General features: G+C 72.6%; 16 protein-coding genes. 12 read left to right on the top strand and 4 right to left on the bottom strand.

Translation table 11 applies throughout. The features are described 5' to 3' along the window. The first annotated feature begins 91 nt into the window (after positions 1-91). From ACLZN2_RS07340 to ACLZN2_RS07325, 4 genes are all read left to right on the top strand, one after another. Complete coding sequence (locus ACLZN2_RS07340) at positions 92-616, top strand: tyrosine-type recombinase/integrase (RefSeq protein ID WP_416977545.1); 525 nt, start codon at positions 92-94, stop codon at positions 614-616. A gap of 65 nt (positions 617-681) precedes the next feature. Beyond that, positions 682-1,944, top strand: a complete 1,263-nt coding sequence (pcaC, locus tag ACLZN2_RS07335; RefSeq protein ID WP_416977572.1) for a 4-carboxymuconolactone decarboxylase — start codon at positions 682-684, stop codon at positions 1,942-1,944. 61 nt (positions 1,945-2,005) lie between these two features. Further along, entirely contained in the window at positions 2,006-2,641 is a 636-nt protein-coding gene (locus ACLZN2_RS07330; RefSeq protein WP_416977571.1) for an MBL fold metallo-hydrolase, read from the top strand. 30 nt (positions 2,642-2,671) lie between these two features. Beyond that, a complete protein-coding gene (locus ACLZN2_RS07325) occupies positions 2,672-3,451 on the top strand; it encodes an exodeoxyribonuclease III (protein ID WP_416977544.1) in 780 nt (259 codons plus the stop codon). A 3-nt stretch (positions 3,452-3,454) separates the two neighbouring features. Here ACLZN2_RS07325 and ACLZN2_RS07320 read toward each other — a convergent pair whose 3' ends face one another. Beyond that, positions 3,455-5,221: an SGNH/GDSL hydrolase family protein gene (locus ACLZN2_RS07320; RefSeq protein ID WP_416977543.1), complete on the bottom strand. Its 1,767-nt coding sequence runs from the start codon at positions 5,219-5,221 to the stop codon at positions 3,455-3,457. A 171-nt stretch (positions 5,222-5,392) separates the two neighbouring features. Here ACLZN2_RS07320 and ACLZN2_RS07315 point away from each other — a divergent pair, with 171 nt between their 5' ends. After that, positions 5,393-5,812 carry a DUF6278 family protein gene (locus tag ACLZN2_RS07315; RefSeq protein ID WP_416977542.1) on the top strand — a complete coding sequence of 140 codons (420 nt, stop codon included), beginning with the start codon at positions 5,393-5,395 and terminating at the stop codon, positions 5,810-5,812. A 381-nt stretch (positions 5,813-6,193) separates the two neighbouring features. On the opposite strand, the gene ACLZN2_RS07310 is transcribed toward ACLZN2_RS07315, so the two are convergent. Beyond that, a complete protein-coding gene (locus ACLZN2_RS07310) occupies positions 6,194-6,943 on the bottom strand; it encodes a hypothetical protein (RefSeq protein ID WP_416977541.1) in 750 nt (249 codons plus the stop codon). A gap of 143 nt (positions 6,944-7,086) precedes the next feature. Between ACLZN2_RS07310 and ggt the strand changes: the two genes are divergently transcribed. Further along, positions 7,087-8,913, top strand: coding sequence for a gamma-glutamyltransferase (ggt, locus tag ACLZN2_RS07305; RefSeq protein ID WP_416977540.1), 1,827 nt, complete (start codon positions 7,087-7,089; stop codon positions 8,911-8,913). On the opposite strand, the gene ACLZN2_RS07300 is transcribed toward ggt, so the two are convergent. Next, a complete protein-coding gene (locus ACLZN2_RS07300; RefSeq protein WP_416977539.1) occupies positions 8,908-11,451 on the bottom strand; it encodes an ATP-dependent Clp protease ATP-binding subunit in 2,544 nt (847 codons plus the stop codon). The two genes, ggt and ACLZN2_RS07300, sit on opposite strands and share 6 nt — an antisense overlap. A 238-nt stretch (positions 11,452-11,689) precedes the next feature. After that, positions 11,690-12,460 (bottom strand): type I methionyl aminopeptidase, encoded by a 771-nt coding sequence (map, locus tag ACLZN2_RS07295; protein WP_416977538.1) that lies wholly within the window; start codon positions 12,458-12,460, stop codon positions 11,690-11,692. A gap of 32 nt (positions 12,461-12,492) precedes the next feature. Here map and ACLZN2_RS07290 point away from each other — a divergent pair, with 32 nt between their 5' ends. The 6 genes from ACLZN2_RS07290 to ACLZN2_RS07265 all read left to right on the top strand — a co-directional run bounded on the left by ACLZN2_RS07290 (position 12,493) and on the right by ACLZN2_RS07265 (position 20,073). Next, a complete protein-coding gene (locus ACLZN2_RS07290) occupies positions 12,493-12,744 on the top strand; it encodes a helix-turn-helix domain-containing protein (RefSeq protein ID WP_416977537.1) in 252 nt (83 codons plus the stop codon). Positions 12,745-12,922: 178 nt separating this feature from the next. After that, positions 12,923-14,884 (top strand): hypothetical protein, encoded by a 1,962-nt coding sequence (locus ACLZN2_RS07285; protein ID WP_416977536.1) that lies wholly within the window; start codon positions 12,923-12,925, stop codon positions 14,882-14,884. 390 nt (positions 14,885-15,274) lie between these two features. Next, on the top strand, positions 15,275-16,117 hold the full coding sequence (locus ACLZN2_RS07280; RefSeq protein ID WP_416977535.1) for a nitrilase-related carbon-nitrogen hydrolase: 843 nt from the start codon (positions 15,275-15,277) through the stop codon (positions 16,115-16,117). A 29-nt stretch (positions 16,118-16,146) separates the two neighbouring features. Continuing rightward, a complete protein-coding gene (locus ACLZN2_RS07275; protein WP_416977570.1) occupies positions 16,147-17,397 on the top strand; it encodes an aspartate aminotransferase family protein in 1,251 nt (416 codons plus the stop codon). Between the two features lie 57 nt (positions 17,398-17,454). Continuing rightward, entirely contained in the window at positions 17,455-19,038 is a 1,584-nt protein-coding gene (locus tag ACLZN2_RS07270; protein ID WP_416977534.1) for a PucR family transcriptional regulator, read from the top strand. 192 nt (positions 19,039-19,230) lie between these two features. Then, the gene (locus tag ACLZN2_RS07265) at positions 19,231-20,073 is read left to right on the top strand and encodes a nitrilase-related carbon-nitrogen hydrolase (RefSeq protein WP_416977533.1); all 843 of its coding nucleotides are present in this window, start codon (positions 19,231-19,233) and stop codon (positions 20,071-20,073) included. Positions 20,074-20,129: the final 56 nt, after the last annotated feature.

Genomic DNA, 20,129 nt, shown 5'->3' with positions numbered 1-20,129 from the left:
AGGGCCTCGGCCATCGCGTTGTCATAGCTGTCCGCGACCGAGCCGACCGAGGCCGAAGCCCCGATGTCGGACAGCCGATCGGTATACCGAATTGTGGTGGTTCTCCTTCGCCAGGACCGTAGCCCTGGCATCAGGGACTCCACAAATCTCAGTACAGCTCACACCGAAGTCTCTCACCGGAAAGCGGCAGCTTCCTCTGCCCGATCTGGTCAGGGAGGTGCTGACGTGTTTCAGGGCCATCCAGGTGGCCGAGAAGCAGGCGGCGGGGGAGAGGTATGAGGACAGCGGGTACGTGCTCGTGGACGGACTCGGCAGGGCGCTCAACGGGCGGCAGCTGCGTGAGCGGGCGTACAAGGTCATGGACGAGAACGGGCTGCGGCGGGTCCGTTTGTACGATGCTCGCGCGAGTTGCTTCACATACCTGGCCAACAACGGGGTGCCGGACCACCTCCTTGCCCGGTGGGCTGGGCACACCAACGTCCAGACCACGAAGCACTGGTATGTGAAGCCGGACGTGGAGGATCTTCGTCCGGCCGCGGATACCTGGGGAGGTCTGGCGAGCGTCTCCACCCCCGATCCCGCAGAGAGTGTGAGATGTGGGAGCGTGAGCGGGTGAGTGAGAAGAACGTCGAAACCCTGCAATACCGCTTTGACGGGCCAGAACAGGCTCCGGTCCTGGTCATGGGATGCTCCCTCGGTGCTACATGGCACATGTGGGACCGTCAGGTCCCGGAACTGGCCCAGCACTGGCGGATCTTCCGGTACGACCTGCCCGGGCACGGGGGCGCCCCGGCCTACCCGGCGGGCTCCGTGTCCGACCTCGCCGAGCGGCTGCTCGCCACGCTCGACGGGCTCGGGGTGCAGCGCTTCGGCTACGCGGGCTGCGCGTTCGGCGGCGCGGTCGGCGTGGAACTGGCCCTGCGTCACCCGGAGCGCGTCGCCTCGCTCGCGCTGATCGCCGCCTCGCCGAGGTTCGGCACGGCGGACGAGTTCCGCCAGCGCGGGGTGATCGTCCGCACCAACGGCCTCGACCCCATCGCCCGCACCTCGCCCGACCGCTGGTTCACCGCCGGGTTCGCCGCGGCACAGCCGGCGATCACCGAGTGGGCCGTGCAGATGGTCCGCACCACCGACCCCGGCTGCTACATCGCGGCCTGCGAGGCGCTCGCCGCGTTCGACGTCCGCGCCGAACTCGGCAGGATCGGTGCCCCCACCCTCGTGCTCGTCGGCTCCGACGACCAGGTGACGGGCCCCGCCGAGGCGCGCACCCTCGTCGCCGGCATCCCCGACGCCCGCCTCGCCGTCGTACCCGCCGCCTCGCACCTGGTCCCGGTGGAGCAGCCGGCGGCCGTCACCGATCTCCTCCTACGGCACTTCTCCACCGCCTGGCAGCCCGCCTACGAGTCCACGACCGGACAGACGGCCGTCCCGGGCATCCCCGTCCGCGCGGTGACGACCCAGACCCAGACCCAGATCCAGAACTCGACCCCGCCGCCGCAGCCGCTGGCCATCGCCGAGATCGCACCCGCCCCTGTCGAGGAGCCGGTGCAGGTCATGGGCCGTCCCGATCCCTACGACGCGGGGCTGAAGGTGCGCCGCGAGGTCCTCGGGGACGCGCACGTGGACCGGGCGCTGTCCCAGGCCGACGACTTCTCCGGCGACTTCCAGGAGTTCATCACCCGCTACGCCTGGGGCGAGATCTGGGACCGCCCCGGCCTTGACCGGCGCTCCCGCTCCTGCGTCACGCTCACCGCCCTGGTCGCCGGCGGGCACCTCGACGAGCTCGCCTTCCACACCCGGGCCGCCCTGCGCAACGGCCTCACCCCCGACGAGATCAAGGAGGTGCTGCTGATGGCGGCGGTCTACTGCGGAGTACCGGCGGCCAACAGCGCCTTCCGGGTGGCGCAGCAGATCATCCGTGAGGAGACCACGCCGGTCGACTGAGCCACGCCGCCCGCACCGGGGGAGGATGGACCCCATGACGAGCATGACGAGCATGACGGCCGTGAAGCTGACGAAGAAGTCGCACTCCTGCGTCCGTCTGGAGAAGGACGGGCGCACGCTCGTCGTCGACCCGGGCGGGTTCAGCGAGGCGGACGCGGCCGTCGGCGCCGAGGCGATCCTGGTCACGCACGAGCACCCGGACCACTTCAACGAGGAGCGGCTGCGGGCGGCCCTGGACGCGAACCCGGCCGCCGAGATCTGGACCCTGCGCTCGGTCGCGGAGAAGATCTCGGCCGCCTTCCCCGGCCGCGTCCACACCGTCGGCCACGGCGACACCTTCACCGCCGCGGGCTTCGACGTCCAGGTCCACGGCGAGCTGCACGCCGTCATCCACCCGGACATCCCACGCATCACCAACGTCGGCTACCTGATCGACGGCGGCCGTGTCTTCCACCCCGGCGACGCCCTCACCGTCCCCGACCGGGCCGTCGAGACGCTGATGCTCCCCGTCATGGCCCCCTGGAGCAAGATCTCCGAGGTCATCGACTACGTCCGCGAGGTCAAGCCGCAGCGCGCCTACGACATCCACGACGCCCTCCTCACCGACCTCGCCCGCCCGATCTACGACAACCAGATCGGCGCCCTCGGCGGCGCGCCGCACCTGCGGCTGGCGTCCGGGGAGAGCACGGCACTGTGAGTGTCAGTGGCGCCCGGTAGGTTGTGAGACATGCGCATCGCGACGTGGAACGTCAACTCGATCACCGCCCGCCTGCCGAGGCTGCTGGCCTGGCTGGAGAGCAGCGGCACGGACGTGCTGTGCCTCCAGGAGGCCAAGCTGGCCGAGGACCAGTTCCCGTTCGACCAGCTGCGCGAGCTGGGCTACGAGGCGACGGTCAACGCCACGGGCCGGTGGAACGGCGTGGCGGTGATCTCCCGGGTGGGCATCGAGGACGTCGTCAAGGGCCTGCCCGGCGACCCGGGCTACGAGGGCTCGGTGGAGCCCCGGGCGATCTCGGCGACCTGCGGCCCGGTCCGCGTCTGGTCGGTGTACGTGCCGAACGGCCGCGAGGTGGACCACCCGCACTACGCCTACAAGCTCCAGTGGTTCGAGGCCCTGAAGGCGGCCGTCGCTGGCGACGCGGCGGGCAGCCGCCCGTTCGCGGTCATGGGCGACTACAACGTGGCGCCGACGGACGACGACGTCTACGACGTGGCCGCCTTCGAGGGCCTCACCCATGTCACCCCGGCCGAGCGCGCGGCCCTCACCTCCCTGCGTGAGGCAGGCCTCGCCGACGTGGTCCCGCGGCCCCTGAAGTACGACCACCCGTTCACGTACTGGGACTACCGCCAGCTCTGCTTCCCCAAGAACCGCGGCATGCGCATCGACCTGGTCTACGGCAACGAACCGTTCGCGAAGGCCGTCAAGGACTCCTACGTCGACCGCGAGGAACGCAAGGGCAAGGGCGCCTCCGACCACGCCCCGGTCGTCGTCGACCTGGACATCTGACCCTCACAGCAGCCGCAGGTCCACCGCCTCCGCCAGTGCCGCGTACCCCGCGTCCCCGGGATGCAGATGGTCCCCGCTGTCGTACGCGGGCAGCATCCGCGTCGGGACGGCGGGGTCCCGCAGCGCGCGGTCGAAGTCGAGGACGCCGTCGAACACGCCGCTGTGCCGGATCCACGCGTTCAGCGCGGCCCGCTCGCCCTCCACGGGCGCCGTGCACCGCGCGGAGCCACCGCAGGGCGGCAGCGTCGCGCCCAGCACCCGCACCCCGCGCGCCCGCGCCCGCCCGGCGAGCTCCCGCAGCCCGGCGGCCACCTCGACGGCCGTCGTCCCGTCCCGCAGATCGTTGATGCCCTCGAACACGACCAGCGTCCGCACCGAGGTCTGCGCGAGGACGTCCCGGTCCAGCCGGTGCACGGCACTGACCCCACCGCCGACCAGGGCGAGTCCGTCGCCCGGGTAGCGGTCGCTTACGACGCGGTTCGACGCGATCCCCGCGTTGAGCACCCCGTAGCGCGGCACCGAGTCCTGGCGGCGCAGCCGGGCCGCGAGGGCGTCCGGCCAGCGCCGGTTCGCGCCCACCGTCGACCGGTCGCCGTCGGTGATCGAGTCCCCGAGCAGCACCACCGCACCGGGCCCGCCGCCCACGTCCACCCCGGTCAGCAGCGGCCAGGAACCGATCGTGGCGGAGTACGGCGTCCCGTCCGCGTCCGCCGTGTGGTCGCCCGGCCCGCTCAGATACGACCGCTGCACCGCGAGCCCGTGCCAGGGCACCGAGGTCACCGTGCCCGGAAGGTGGAAGCTCACCAGCAGATCCACGTCCGCGGGCACGGCGAAGGGCAGCGGATCGCTGACCGCCTGCGCGCCCGCGGGCACCTCGACGCCCCGCGCGCCCCCGAAGGACAGCGGCACCGGCACGGACTGCGCCGCCGCGCCCGCCGACCGCACCGCCACCGACGCCGCCCCGATCCGCACCGGCGCCGAGGCGAACGCGTTGTCGAAGCGAAGCCGCACCCGGGGCCCGCCCACCGACGTGTGCACCACCAGCCGCAGGGTGCGGTCGGTCCACGGGCCCACCGCCGCGAGCGCGGAGGGGGAGGCCGCCCAGGTGCCGGTCCAGCCCGCCGAGCCGGTCCGCACGGCCAGCGCGAACACATGGAGCCGCGGTGCGACGGGCAGCCGCACCGCGACCACCTCGCGCCCCCGCACCAACGGGACCGTCACCACGTACAGCCGGGCCCGTTCGGCGAGCGGACCGTCGGGGGTGCCGATGTGCGGCAGGGCGAGGGCCTTGGTGGCGAGCGGGCCGGTGCGCCAGTCGGGGGCGGTCAGCAGGTAGGGGGAGCGCGAGCCGTCGGCGTACACGACACTGCCCGTGCCGCCCGCCTCCCCGCCGCCCGTGCTCGTGACGAGGAAGGCGAGGGCGTCGCCGTGCCCGTCGGCCCCTACGGTCTGTCCGGCGGCGCGGACGTTGTCGGGAGCGCCCGGCGGGCGGAGCGGCCAGGTCAGCCGGGCGCCCCGCACGGTCGGTGCGCGCCCCGGGATCCAGCCCGCGGCGGCCAGGTCGGACGCCGGCAGGTGGTTGCCGGCGCCGTCGAGATCCACCGTGGACGTGTTGTCGTACCACCTCTCCAGCGGAAGCGGAAGCGGAAGCGGCAGCGGAAGGGGAAGCGGAAGCGAAGGCGGCAGCGGCGGGGCCGCCCCCTGCGCGGGCGCGAGGAACAACCCGGACACGACGAGGGCCAGGGCGACCCCCCACACACGTCGGCGCACGATCCGATCCCTCCGCACACCCGGCACCCGTCAGCCGGCAGCGGCTCGCGACGCTAGGCAGCGAACGGGACCCGGTCAACGCGCCATGCGCGCCCGGACCGTGCATTCGACCGTACGTGCGTGCCAGCGCGCCTGTGGTGCGCACGTCGGTGCGAATGACACGCTGGACGTATGCACATCCCTTTCCTGGGCAACAAGCGCAAGAAGCACGGTGAAGCGGTCCTGGCCGCCGACCCCGAGGGGGTCGCGGAACTCCTTTCCGAATGCGAGCTGCTGCGCTCCCAGGCGGCCCGGGCGGGGATCCGACTCGACGACACCGCCGCCTCGTTGGAGGCGCTCGACCAGCTGGTGCCGCGCTGGCGCGACGACGAGGAGATCCTGCCCTGGCTCGGCAACGACGCCGGGCTCTATCTGGGCACGGTCATCGTGCGCACCGTGCCCGGCGCCGCCTGGGGTTTCCGGGCGGACGGGCAGCCCGTCGTACGGCTCGCGTCGGGGCGGGAGTTCGACGTCGTGACCTCGGGGCACGAGTGGGCGACCAGCGGGGTCCCCGAACTGTCCCAGCTGTACGGCGAGGTGGCCGAGGCCTGAAACCGCCCCCGCCGCCGATATGAGCTCGACGTAAATACGGCTTATGTCCCACGGGTGCGTGTCGGGTGCCGGGGCGGGGTCGCGCTGGATAGTTTCCGTCCAAGATTCTCAAGCACCGAAGGGGGCGACTAGGATGGGCCGTTCATCCCCCAGAACCGGGGTCGCGACCGCCGCGGCGGCAGAACCGGGGACGCTGCTGCCAGGTGGTGGGGGACTCTCCGCGGCAATCCGGCCGTAGGGGGCGGAAGTCACAGAGCCCTGCCCGGCCGGCGCCGGTCGCAGATCACTGCTCGCGCAGCGGGACCGGCCCGTACGACGGGTCGGTCGCCGGCGAGGAGAAGGTCAGCCGCGCGCCGGACGGGTTGTGCTCGGTCCGCTGCGTTACGTCGGAGTAGCGATGGGTTCGGCGGGCAGCGGCGCCTGGGCCGCCCGTGTCACGTCCTCCACCAGCTCGACCACGTCGGGTCCGTACGCCTGCGAGTTGACGACCTTCAGGAGCAGCACGAAGGAGTTGTTCCCGTGCTTGCGGGCCAGCCGCTCGTGGTGGCGGACCAGATAGCGGGTGGCGGCCTGGTTGTTGATGGCGCGCTGCCCGCAGAACAGGAACACCGGCCGCCCCTCACCCCGCCGTCGGCCCACCGTCAGCCGGGCCAGCAGCACGTACTCGGTGATGCCCGCGTCCATCCGGTACTGCTCGGTGCCGATCCGGAACGCCAGCCGGTCCGGGCCCGGTTCGCGGTCGGTGTTGACGTGCACCCCGGGCAGCATGGCCTGGAGATGGGCCGCCATCCGCCGGTTCGACCCAGGGCCGCCGACGCAGAACTCCGTCCGCTCCCCGAACCCCTGCCGGGCCGCGTCCTGCGTGACCACCTCCGCGCCCGCCCCGCAGTCCTTGATGAGCGCGGCGAGCTCCAGCAGCGCGAACACGTCGTGGCGGTGCACCGCGAGATCGGGGCTCCCCGCGTCGCGGTTGACGACGAGCAGGCACTCGGAGTTCTCGGGCAGCCCGAAGAACGCCTGCTTGCGCCGGAGTTTCCGGCGCCACAGATAGGTCCGGGCGAGCCAGCCGAGCGCGGCGCTCAGGCCGGTCGCGATGATCCCCAGGACGATGTTGCGCACGTCGTCGTTCATGGGCGCGCATGGTAGCGGTCGGGCATGGCTTTGACGTACCCGTGTTCGAGGTGTGGCAGTCGTATGACAGTGCCCGGAAGGCGTCTGTCGGGTGCGTCGCGATGTGGTTACGCTGCGCTGACGGTTCTGGACTGGAGGTATGGATGCGTCGCCCTGTCGCGCGGAAACTGTCGGTCCTGGCGGTCTCGGCCGCCGTGGTCACGGTGGGGGCCGCGGCGCCACCCACCGCGGCGCCACCCACCGCCGGGAGAACGGCCGTCGAGAAGGTCCCGGTCGCCGTCGGCCACGGCGGTGCCGTGGCCAGCGTCGACGCGGACGCCTCGGCCGCCGGGATCGAGGTGCTCAGGAAGGGCGGCAACGCCGTCGACGCGGCCGTCGCCACCGCCGCCGCCCTCGGTGTCACCGAGCCCTACTCCTCCGGCATCGGCGGAGGAGGCTACTTCGTCTACTACGACGCCAAGTCCCGTACGGTGCACACCATCGACGGCCGCGAGACCGCACCGCTGACCGCCGACTCGGGCCTCTTCCTGGAGAACGGCACCCCGATCCCCTTCGCCGACGCCGTCAGCAGCGGCCTGGGCGTCGGCACCCCCGGCACCCCCGCCACCTGGGCCACCGCGCTCGACAAGTGGGGCAGCCGACAGCTCGGTTCGGTCCTGAAGCCCGCCGAGCGCATCGCCCGCGAGGGCTTCACCGTCGACGAAACCTTCCGCTCCCAGACCGCCTCCAACGAGACCCGCTTCCGCTACTTCCCGGACACCGCCGAGTTGTTCCTGCCGGGCGGCCAACTCCCCGTCGTGGGCTCCACGTTCAAGAACCCCGACCTCGCGCGGACGTACGAGGAACTGGGTCGCGAGGGCGTCTCCGCGATCTACAAGGGCGACCTCGGCGAGGAGATCGTCGACACCGTCAACAACCCGCCCGTGGACCCGGGTTCGGGCTGGAAGGCGCGCCCGGGCGAGCTGTCCGCCAACGACCTCGCCGCCTACCGCGCCAAGCTACAGGCGCCCACGAGGACGACGTACCGCGGCCTCGGCGTCTACTCCATCGCCCCCTCCTCCTCCGGCGGCACCACCGTCGGCGAGGCCCTCAACATCCTGGAGAACACGGACCTTTCGAAGGCGAGCGAGGTCCAGTACCTGCACCACTTCATCGAGGCGAGCCGGATCTCGTTCGCCGACCGGGGGCGCTGGGTCGGCGACCCCGCCTTCGAGGACGTACCGACCAAGCAGCTGCTGTCGCAGCGGTACGCCGACTCACGCGCCTGCCTCATCAAGGACGACGCGGTGCTCACCAGCCCCGTCGCGCCCGGCGACCCGCGCCACCCGGCGGCCTGCACCACCGGGGGCACGGCGGCGCCGACGACGTACGAGGGAGAGAACACCACCCATCTGACGGTGGCCGACAAGTGGGGGAACGTCGTCTCCTACACGCTCACCATCGAACAGACCGGCGGCAGCGCCATCACCGTCCCCGGCCGTGGCTTCCTCCTCAACAACGAGCTGACGGACTTCTCCTTCGCCCCCGCCAACCCGTCCGTGCCCGACCCGAACCTGCCGGGCCCGGGCAAGCGCCCGCGCTCGTCCATCTCCCCGACCATCGTCCTGGACCGGCACGACAAGCCGGTCGTGGCGGTCGGTTCCCCCGGCGGCTCCACCATCATCACCACCGTGCTGCAGATCCTCACCGAGTTCCTCGACCGGGACCTGCCGCTGGTCGACGCGATCGCCACGCCGCGCGTCAGCCAGCGCAACACGGCCCAGACGGACATGGAACCCGCCCTCTACAACAACACCGGCCCGGACAGTGTCAGGTCCCGACTGGAGGCCATCGGGCACTCGTTCAGACTGAACGCCGAGATCGGCGCGGCGACCGGCGTGCAGCGGCTGCCGGGCGGGAAGTGGCTGGCCGCCGCCGAGACCGTACGGCGCGGCGGCGGCTCGGCGCAGGTGGTGTACCCCGCGTCATAGCTCCGCGACGGGGGCGGGCGGCTCGGTGCGGAACGCGAGCCGCCCCTCCTCGACCTCCACGTGCACCCGGTCGCCGTCCCTGACCCGGCCGTCGAGCAGCAGCCGCGACAGCTGGTTGTCGACCTCGCGCTGGATCGTGCGGCGCAACGGGCGTGCCCCGTACTCGGGTTGGTAGCCGCGCTCGGCCAGCCAGTCCACCGCCTCCGCCGCGAACTCCACGCCGATGCCCTGCGCCTGCAGCAGCCGCCGTGTCTTCTCCAGCAACAGGTCGGTGATCTGCCGCAGTTGGTCGCCGGTGAGCTGGTGGAACACGACGATCTCGTCCACGCGGTTGAGGAACTCCGGCCGGAAGTGGTCCCGCAGCGGCCGCAGGATCTGCTCGCGCCGCGCCTCCTCGTCGGCCCGCGCCCCGCCCGACCCGAAGCCGATGCCCGCGCCGCGCCGGCTGATCGCCTCCGAGCCCAGGTTGCTGGTCATCACGATCACCGTGTTGGTGAAGTCGACCGTACGGCCCTGGGAGTCGGTCAGCCGGCCGTCGTCGAGGACCTGCAGCAGGATGTTGAAGACGTCCGGGTGCGCCTTCTCCACCTCGTCGAGCAGCAGCAGCGAGTACGGGTGCCGGCGCACCACCTCGGTGAGCTGGCCCGCCTCCTCGTGGCCGACGTACCCGGGCGGGGCGCCCACCAGCCGGCTGACGGTGTGCCGCTCCTGGTACTCGCTCATGTCGAGCCGGACCATCCGCTCCTCGCTGCTGAACAACGCCTCGGCGAGCGCCCGGGCCAGCTCGGTCTTGCCGACGCCCGTCGGGCCGAGGAAGAGGAAGCTGCCGATCGGCCGGTCCGGGCTCGACAGCCCGGCGCGCGAGCGCAGCACCGCGTCCGAGACGACCCGTACGGCCTCCTCCTGGCCCACCACCCGCTCGTGCAGATGCTCCTCCAGCCCCAGCAGCCGGTCCTTCTCCTCCTGGGTGAGGCTCGCGACCGGGATACCGGTCTGCCGCGACACCACCTCGGCGACGGCCTCCGCGGTGACCTCCAGATGCTGGCCCTCGTCGACCTCCTCCTCACCGGAGGTGGCCGCGATGCGCTGCTTCAGGTCGGTGATCCGGTCGCGCAGCTGCGTGGCCAGTTCGTACTGCTCGTCGGCGACCGCCTGGTCCTTGTCGCGGGCGAGCTGCTCGGCCTCGCGCTCCATGGCCCGTACGTCCGTGCCCTTCGTCCGGGCGCCCAGGCGCACCCGCGCCCCGGCCTGGTCGATCAGGTCGATCGCCTTGTCGGGCAGCCGGCGGTCGGTGAGATAGCGGTCCGACAGCTGCACGGCCGCCACCAGCGCCTCGTCGGTGTAGCGGACCTGGTGATGGGCCTCGTAGCGGTCGCGGAGCCCGCGCAGGATCTCGATCGTGTCGGGGACGGTCGGCTCGGGCACCAGGATCGGCTGGAAGCGCCGGGCGAGCGCCGCGTCCTTCTCGATCCGCCGGAACTCCTCCAGCGTCGTCGCCCCCACGACGTGCAGCTCGCCGCGCGCCAGCGCCGGCTTGAGGATGTTGCCCGCGTCCATCGAGCCGCCCTCGCCGCCCCCGCCCGCGCCGACCACCGTGTGCAGCTCGTCGATGAACACGATCAGCTGGTCGGAGTGGGCGCGGATCTCACCCACGATGGTGTTCAGACGCTCCTCGAAGTCGCCCCGGTAGCGGGTGCCCGCGACCACCCCGGCCAGGTCCAGGGCGACCACCCGGCGGCCGTCCAGCACGTCCGGCACGTCCCCGTCGGCGATGCGCTGCGCCAGCCCCTCCACGACCGCCGTCTTGCCGACGCCCGCGTCACCGATCAGCACCGGGTTGTTCTTCCCGCGCCGGGACAGCACCTCGATGGTCTGTTCGATCTCGTCGTCCCGCCCGATCACCGGGTCGATCCGGCCCTGGCCGGCCAGCTCCGTGAGATCGCGGCCGTACTTGTCCAGGGTGGGGGTGCCGGTGGGGCGCTGCCGCTCGGGGTGCGCCTGCGCGGTCTCCGTTGCCTCGGGCGGGAGGCCGGTGGGGGCGAACCGGGCCGCGTTGAGGATGTGCCCGGCCGCCGAGTCCGGGTTCGCGGCGAGGGCGCTGAGCACATGCTCGGGCCCGATGTACCCCGCCCCGCGGGAACGGGCCAGGTCGTGCGCGTCCAGCAGGGCCCGTTTGGCGGCCGGGGTGAGGGACAGGGAGGTCGGCGGGGGCGTCTCACCCGGCGGGTGCTGCACCGGCCCCGACCGTTTGTCGATCTCCGCCGCCAAGGAGTCGGGATCCGCGCCGACCCGGCTCAGCAGACTCCGGGTCGGCTCCGCCGCGAGCGCCGCGCGCAGCAGATGCTCGGTGTCCAGGTCGCGGCTGCCGTGCTCGGCGGCGTACTGCGCCGCGCCCCGGACCAGTTCCCGGGCGGGCTGGCTGAGGAGCTGGCCGATGTTGATCTGGCGGGGGCCGGGGCGCGGCCCGCCGAAGAAGCGGGCCAGGAATTCACCGAAGGGGTCGCCGTAGCCCTCCGGGCCGGTGTAGCCGCTGGTCATGGCGTTCCGTTCGATCGACGTGCGTGGCCGGGCGGACGGGTGCCCCGGCCGTGCCGGGCTACACCACGATTGCACGTTCCGTGGGGGGCGGCATGTCCTGCGGGGGCGGTTGTGGGGCGGGTGCGGGTGGTTTGTGGCTGGTCGCTCCCCCACTCTCGGCTTCGCTCGAGCGGGGGGACCCCCATCGCGGCGGAGCCGCATGTCGATACAGCCCCGCACCCCTTTTGGGTTGGCTGCTCTACCGTCTCTCGGTCAGGACCCTTGGGCCCTCGTCCGTTATTGCCACCGTGTGTTCCACGTGGGCTGCCCTTGAGCCGTCGTTCGTGCGGAGGGTCCAGCCGTCCGTTGTGGTGTGCCAGTCGTCGCGGCCGCTCGCGATGAGCATGGGCTCGATGGCGATCGCCATGCCGGCGCGCAGGCGCATGCCCCGGCCGGGACGGCCCTCGTTGGGGACCCCGGGGTCCTCGTGCATGTGGCGGCCGATGCCGTGGCCGCCGAAGCCGTCGGGGATGCCGTAGCCGCCCGCGCGGCAGACCGTGCCGATCGCGTGTGCGATGTCGCCGATGCGGTTGCCGGGGACCGCCGCCGCGATGGCGGCGTCGAGGGCGCGCTCCGCCGTCTCGATCAGCCGGAGGTCGGCCGGGCGCGCCCTGCCGACGGTGAAGCTGATCGCCGAGTCGCCGGCCCAGCCGTCCAGGTGTGCCCCGCAGTCGATCGAGACGAGGTCGCCGTCGCGCAGCCGGTAGCGGGTGGGGATGCCGTGCACGATCGCGTCGTTCACCGACGCGCAGATCACCGCCGGGAACGGGGTCGGCGCGAAGGCCGGCCGGTAGCCGAGGAAGGGGGAGTCCGCGCCCGCCTCCCGCAGGACGTCCCGCGCCACCTCGTCCAGCTCCAGCAGGGAGACGCCCACGTCGGCGGCCTTGCGTACCGCGGTCAGGGCGCGTGCGACGACCTGGCCCGCCTCGTACATGGCGTCGATCGACGCCCGGGTCTTGAGTTCCACCATGCCAATTACTATACCGGTATTACAATGGTGGCATGGTGCGTAACCCGTTGACACCGGAAGAGCGTGAGCGCGGCGAGCGGCTCGGGCAGTTGCTCCGTGAGGCGCGCGGCGGCCGGAGCATGGCCGAGATCGCGGCGAGCGCGGGCATCTCCGCCGAGACCCTCCGCAAGATCGAGACCGGGCGGGCGCCGACCCCGGCGTTCTTCACCGTCGCCGCGCTCGCCGCCGCGCTGGGACTGTCCATGGACGAGTTGGCCGGGCGATGTGTGCCGGCCGCCGTGTGAGGCCGTCGTGTGGCTGGAGCGTGAGGCCGGGGTGAAGTCGGTGGCGGCAGGGGCTCTTTCCGGCCAAGGCCGCGCAAGGCGGCCTCCGCGTCCGCTTTGAAAACTCCGCGTAGCCCGGCTGTAACACGGCTGGTGTTTTCTACGGACCGGAGTGTTCCGGTCGGGCGGGAGCTGTGCGATGGGTGTGGATCAACTCCCGGGCCAGGTGCGGGAGTTCGCGAACTACCTGAGCGGGCTGCTGGCGCGCCTCGACCAGGGCGCCGGTTGGTGCGCGGTGTTCTGGCAGCGCGACCCCGACGGTATGCAGGCCTGCCTCGACGGGCGTGAGGTGCCGCCCTGGGACGTCGTGGAAGCCGTGCTCCAGGACCTCGCCGCCGAGTACGGCACTCCGGCCGCCGCCCAGGAGGCCGACCGCGCACGGTCCCTGCACGCCGCCGCGCTCGCCGCGTACGACGCGCGTCCCGGCGGCCGTGCGGCCCTCGGCGACCGGCTCGACGTGATGCTCCGCGAACAGCGCTATGCCGCCGAACGCCAGGCCGAACTGGGGCGCCTGCTCGCCGCCGCGGCCACCCAGGAGGACGCCGAGGCCATCCGCCTCGACCTCGCCTGGGCCCACGACGACCATGAACGCGCCGTCGCCCGCTGCGCCGAACTCCGCTACCGGATGGCCGAGTCGGACCGGAGGGCGGGGGAGAGGCAGCACCTGGCCGGCGACCACGCGATACACCGGCCGGCACCGGCGCACGGGTCGGGGCCGGCTTACGCGAACGGGACCGGGTCGGCGTACGCGCACGGGACGGGGGGTGGCTCCGCGGCGCACGGGACGGCGGGCGGTCCTGCCGCCGCCGCGTACGGGGCGGACTCCGACGCGGGCCGCCCGGCCGCGCGGCAGGACGGCGACGCCGCATCCGCCCGCGGCCGTTCGGCGCGTGGTAGCGAGGTCACGTCGGACCAGGGTGGTGCGGGGCATGGTGCCGAGGTCGGGTCGGCCTACGGTGGTTCGGCGCGCGGTGGGTCTGCGCGCGGTGCCGAAGCGGCATCGGCTCCCGGTGGTTCCAGGCGAGCCGCGGAGGCGGCGACCGGTCCCACGGCTTTCGCCTACCGCGCGGAGCCCTCGGCGGGCAGCCGGAGCGCCGCCGACTCGGCCGCACCCCAGCGCCCGGCCCCCGCGCAGGCCGCGGCCCCCGCCTTCGACCCCGCTCCGGGTTCCGCCGCGGGCTTCGGCCCGGCCTCTGCCTCCGGCTTCGACTCGACCTCGGTGTTCGACACGGCCTCCGTGTTCGACCCGGCTCCGCGTTCCGCTCCCGGATACGACCCGGCCCCGGGCCCGAACCCCACGCCCACCCCCGCTTCAGCCACCGCCGAGCCCTCCGTCCCCGTCCCCGCCCCCGAGAAGGGCCCCCTCCCCAAGCAGCGCAAGCGGCGGCGGGGCAGTGCGCGGTTCGCCGGGATGGCCGAGGAGGAGGACGCCGCAGTCGTCGTACCGCCGGCGGCCGGGCCCGTGCTGTCCGAGCCCGCTCCCGCCGCCCGGCGTACGCTCCGGGGCGCGCGGTTCGCGGGGGCGGCCGAGCGGGCGGAGCGGGAGGAGCCGCAGCGGGAGCCGCTGGACGCCGAGGCACGGCGGGAGACCGTGCGGGCGGTGGAGCGGCTGGTGGGGCTGCGGGGGGAAGGCCGCAGCGGCGAGGCGCACGCCCTGCTCGTGGAGCTGGCGTACTGGCCGGCCGGCCGGATCCCGCTGCTCGCCGCCGAGCTGCAGCGCGCCGGGCTGAGCGCAGACTGGACGACCCTGCTCTGGGAGGCCGCCTCCCTGCCCGCCGACCGGCTGGTGGAGGCCGCGGACGCCCTGGTCGCGGTCGGGCGCACGGCCGACGGCGAGCAGATCCTGCGGCAGGGCGTCGCCCGCCCGGCCGAGGAGATCGGACAGGCCGTCCTCCGGCTGCACACCGACGGCCGCCGCCGCGAGGCCCGCGCCCTGCTCGACGCCTACGTCCGCGTCCGCACCCCGGAGGAGACGGCCCGCAGCGCCGCCCCCGACCCCCAGACCCTCATCCCGCTCCTCCTGGAGTCCGCCCGCGGCATCTCCGAACAACGCCACTGGGACCTGATCCACGCCCTGAGGGTCGCCGGCTTCACCGCCTGACCGTTCTCCCGCAGACGGTTTCCCGCTCCGAGGCCGGGCCGGGAGTCCCGTACGCCACGCACGGCCGCACCCCCGCAGAACGACGGCTACGAGGACTTCGTCCTCCCACGGCACCGACCCGGACGCCGCCCGTACCGTCCTCGACGGTGTGGCGGCACCCGCCCGGAAGGCCCGGGACGAGGGCCGGGGGCGGGGCTACTGTTGGTGCGGGCAGGGCGTCCGTGCTACGCCGTCCGACCCCCGGCTCACCCACGTGAGTGTGAAACGCGATCGACTCCGCGGGTTAACGACGATGGTCTTGGCAAGCCCCTCCCGGAGGCTTACGTTCGTCCCTCTACGACCTTCGTCTACGGGCGTAGAGGCTCTGACGTCCCGTCGAAGGAGCAGCTCATGACCGACGTCGTACGTGCCGCACTGGTCCAGGCCACCTGGACCGGCGACACCGGGTCCATGGTGGCGAAACACGAGGAGCACGCCCGCGAGGCGGCCCGGCAGGGCGCGAAGGTGATCGGGTTCCAGGAGGTCTTCAACGCCCCCTACTTCTGCCAGGTGCAGGAGCCCGAGCACTACCGCTGGGCCGAGCCGGTGCCGGACGGGCCGACCGTACGTCGTATGCAGGACCTCGCGCGCGAGACGGGCATGGTGATCGTCGTCCCGGTCTTCGAGGTCGAGCAGAGCGGCTTCTACTACAACACCGCCGCCGTGATCGACGCCGACGGCTCCTACCTCGGCAAGTACCGCAAGCACCACATCCCGCAGGTCAAGGGCTTCTGGGAGAAGTACTACTTCCGGCCGGGGAACCTCGGCTGGCCCGTCTTCGACACGGCCGTCGGGAAGATCGGCGTGTACATCTGCTACGACCGCCACTTCCCCGAGGGCTGGCGGCAGCTCGGCATCAACGGCGCCCAGCTCGTCTACAACCCCTCCGCCACCCACCGCGGCCTGTCCAGCCACCTGTGGCGGCTGGAGCAGCCCGCCGCGGCCGTCGCCAACGAGTACTTCGTCGCGGCGATCAACCGTGTGGGAGTAGAGGAGTACGGGGACAACGATTTCTACGGGACGTCGTACTTCGTCGACCCGCGAGGCCAGTTCGTGGGCGAGGTCGCGAGCGACAGGAGCGAGGAACTCGTCGTCCGCGACCTGGACTTCGACCTGATCGAACAGGTGCGGCAGCAGTGGGCCTTCTACCGCGACCGCCGCCCCGACGCCTATGAAGGGCTGGTACAGCCGTGAGCGACCTGTACGCGCGTCACCGGAGCGTCATGCCGGACTGGCTGGCGCTCTACTACGAGGAGCCGCTGGAGATCACCCACGGGGAGGGGCGGCACGTCTGGGGCGCCGACGGCACCAGGTACCTGGACTTCTTCGGCGGGATCCTCACCACGATGACCGCCCACGCCCTGCCCGAGGTGACCAAGGCGGTCAGCGAGCAGGCCGGACGGATCGTCCATTCCTCCACGCTGTACCTCAACCGGCCGATGGTCGAGCTCGCCGAGCGGATCGCCCAGCTCAGCGGCATCCCGGACGCCCGCGTCTTCTTCACCACCTCCGGCACCGAGGCCAACGACACGGCCCTGCTGCTCGCCACCGCCTACCGGCGCAGCAACACGGTCCTGGCGATGCGCAACAGCTACCACGGCCGCTCCTTCAGCGCCGTCGGCATCACCGGCAACCGCGGCTGGTCCCCGACCTCGCTGTCCCCGCTGCAGACGCTGTACGTGCACGGCGGGGTACGCGGGCGCGGCCCGTTCGCGGGGCTGAGCGACGAGGAGTACATCGCGGCCTGCGTCGACGACCTCAAGGACCTCCTCGGCCACACCCGCCCGCCCGCCGCCCTGATCGCCGAGCCCATCCAGGGCGTCGGCGGTTTCACCTCGCCCCCCGACGGCCTGTACGCGGCCTTCCGGGACGTGCTGCACGAGCGGGGCATCCTGTGGATCGCCGACGAGGTGCAGACCGGCTGGGGCCGCACCGGCGACCACTTCTGGGGCTGGCAGGCGCACGGCCAGAGCGGCCCGCCCGACATCGTCACCTTCGCCAAGGGCATCGGCAACGGCTCCTCCATCGGCGGTGTCGTCGCCCGCGCCGAGATCATGAACTGCCTGGACGCCAACAGCATCTCCACCTTCGGCGGCACCCAGCTCACCATGGCCGCGGGCCTCGCCAACCTCACCTACCTCCTGGAACACGACCTCCAGGGCAACGCCCGGCGCGTCGGCGGCCTGCTCATCGAGCGGCTGCGGTCCGTCGCCGCCCAGGACCCCGGCGTACGGGAGGTACGCGGACGCGGCCTGATGATCGGCGTCGAACTGACGAAACCCGGCACCGACAGGGCCGACCCGGAGCGGGCGTCCGCCGTGCTGGAGGCGGCCCGTGCGGGCGGCCTGCTGCTCGGCAAGGGCGGCGGGCACGACACCAGTGCCCTGCGCATCGCCCCGCCGCTGTCCCTGACCGTCGCGGAGGCCGAGGAGGGCGCCGCGATCCTCGAAAGCGCGCTGAGGAGCACGCAGTAGCAGCGGCGCCCGCCGCGCAGTCCCGGCACCGCGCCGGTCGAGCAAGGGAACACCGCCATGACCACCACCCTGGAGACCTGGGGGCCCGTCGAGCCCCTGGAACCCGCCCTGTCGGTCCGTCAGGTCCTGTCCCTGGAACGCGTCCTGGCCGGGGACCCCGAGGTGGTGGCCGGCGCGGACCGGCTCGACCGGCCGGTGCGCTGGGTGCACGTCGCCGAGGCCCCGGACGTCGGCGTGATGCTCACCGGCGGCGAGATGGTCCTCACCACCGGCGTGCTGCTCGCCGGGGACGAGAACGCCCAGGCCGAGTACATCCGCTCCCTGCACCGCGCCGAGGCCGCAGCCGTCGTCCTGGGCCTCGGGCGCGCCTTCCCCGCCCCGCCCGACGCGATGCGACGCGCCGCCGAGCGGTGCGGGCTGCCCCTGGTCGTCCTGCACCGGCCGTTCCCGTTCGCCGAGCTGACCGAGGAGGTCCAGTCCCGGCTCGTACGCCGCAAGTTCGCCGCCGTCAGCCTCTCGGAGGCCGTACGGACCGCCCTGACCGGGCTGATCACCGCCGGGGCCCCGTTGCAGCGGCTGCTCGACGAGATCGCCCACCACACCGGCTGCCCCGTCGTCGTCACCAACCTCGCCCACCGGGTACTGGCCACCGGCGGAGAACGCTCGGCTGTCGACGACGTGCTGCGGGACTGGGAGCGCATCGCCCGGCAGGCCGGCGGCACCGAGGGCGACGGCTGGATCCGCGCCGAACTCGGCGGACGCGGCGAGCGATGGGGCGAGATCATGCTGTGCGGCTACCGCGGCGCCACCGCCGGCGGCCGCCTCCTCGCCGACCGGGCCGCCGAGGCCCTCGTCCTGCACCGCATGCTCGGCGGCACCTCCGCCCACACCTGGGAGGAGCAGTCCGCGCAGAGCCTCCTCACCGACCTCGCCTCCGGCGTCGTACCGGCCCGCCAGTTGCTGCCGCGGGCCCGGGCGGCCGGACTGCCCGTCAACCGGCGCACCTTCGTCCCCCTGGTCGTCAGGGACGGCGATCCCGCCCAACTCGACCGCATGCTCCGCCTGTTGGGCCTGCCCGGACTGGTCGCGGAACTCGCCGACGGGGCCACCGCCGTGCTGCTGAGCCTCGCCCGCGACCAGGACGCCGAGGCGCTCGCCGCGCACTTCGCGGCCCGGCTGCGCACCGAGTCAGGGGAGGCCCGCACGGTCGTCGCCTCGGCCGGACCGCGCACCCTGTGGGACGAGGTCCCGGCCGGGCTGCGCGAGGCCCAGCACGTCGCCGACGCCGTCGCCGACTCCTCGGCCGCCCTCGACCTGCCGCCCGTCGTCCGCCTCAAGGACGTCCATCTGCGCGGCCTGATCCGGCTGCTGCGCGACGACCCGCACGTGCAGTCCTTCGCCGAGCGCGAGCTGGACGGCCTGTTGTGCGCGGCCGGCGACGACCTCCTCGCCGTCCTGCGCACCTATCTCGCCACCGGCCGCAACAAGTCCCGCACCGCCCAGCTCCACCATGTCTCCCGGCCCGCCCTCTACCGCCGCCTGGAGGCGATACAGGCCCGGCTCGGGGTGGACCTGGACGACTTCGAACAGGCCGCCTCCGTGCATATCGCGCTCCTCGCGCACGACGCCCAGCAAGCCTGACCCACCGGTCCGGGCAGCCCCGGGGCAACACCCTCGAAACATGGATCGACCTGCGAAAACGGCGGTGAAACATGGGACTTGGCGGACGTGACACGGTGGCACGCCCAGCTCCCCCAGACGTGACACCGTGCAACTCAAAGCGGGCTCGTCGGCTTTCTAAGGTCCTCTCACACCGAGCGACCGGAGGTCCCGATGAGCAGAGTGATCCGCGCCGCCGTGTTCCAGACGGCCTGGACCGGCGACAAGGAATCGATGATCCAGGTACACGAGCAGGCGGTCCGCGACGCGGCCGCGCAGGGTGCTCAGGTCCTGTGCTTCCAGGAGCTGTTCTACGGACCGTACTTCTGCCAGGTCCAGGACCCGCAGTTCTACGAGTACGCCGAGCAGATCCCGGACGGCCCGATCGTCCAGCGCTTCCAGGCCCTCGCCCGGGAACTGGGCATCGTCCTGGTGCTCCCGATGTACGAGGAGGAGCAGCCGGGCGTCCTCTACAACACCGCCGCCGTGATCGACGCCGACGGCTCCTACCTCGGCAAGTACCGCAAGCACCACATCCCGCAGGTCAAGGGCTTCTGGGAGAAGTTCTACTTCCGTCCCGGCAACGTCGGCTGGCCGATCTTCGACACGGCCGTCGGGAAGATCGGCGTCTACATCTGCTACGACCGCCACTTCCCCGAGGGCTGGCGGGCACTCGGCCTGGAGGGCGCCGAGATCGTCTTCAACCCCTCGGCCACCTCGCGCGGCCTGTCCGCCTACCTGTGGCAGCTGGAGCAGCCGGCGGCGGCCGTCGCCAACGAGTACTTCGTCGGCGCGATCAACCGGGTCGGCACCGAGGAACTCGGCGACAACGACTTCTACGGGACCTCCTACTTCGTGGACCCGGAGGCCCAGTTCGTCGGCGAGGTCGCCAGCGACAAGGAGACCGAACTCGTCGTCCGCGACCTGGACATGGCCAAACTCCGCGAGGTCCGCGACCGCTGGCAGTTCTACCGCGACCGCCGCCCGGAGGCGTACGGCCCGCTGACGACCCCGTGACCATGGCAGTTCCCCGCGCACCAGGTTTTTTTTGGGGGCGCGGGGCCCTGACATAT

Origin of the sequence: Streptomyces sp. T028, from assembly GCF_048159505.1 — a bacterium.
Lineage (GTDB): Bacteria > Actinomycetota > Actinomycetes > Streptomycetales > Streptomycetaceae > Streptomyces.
Note: the sequence above shows the minus strand (reverse complement) of the source record. Positions and strands in the feature narration are given on the sequence as shown.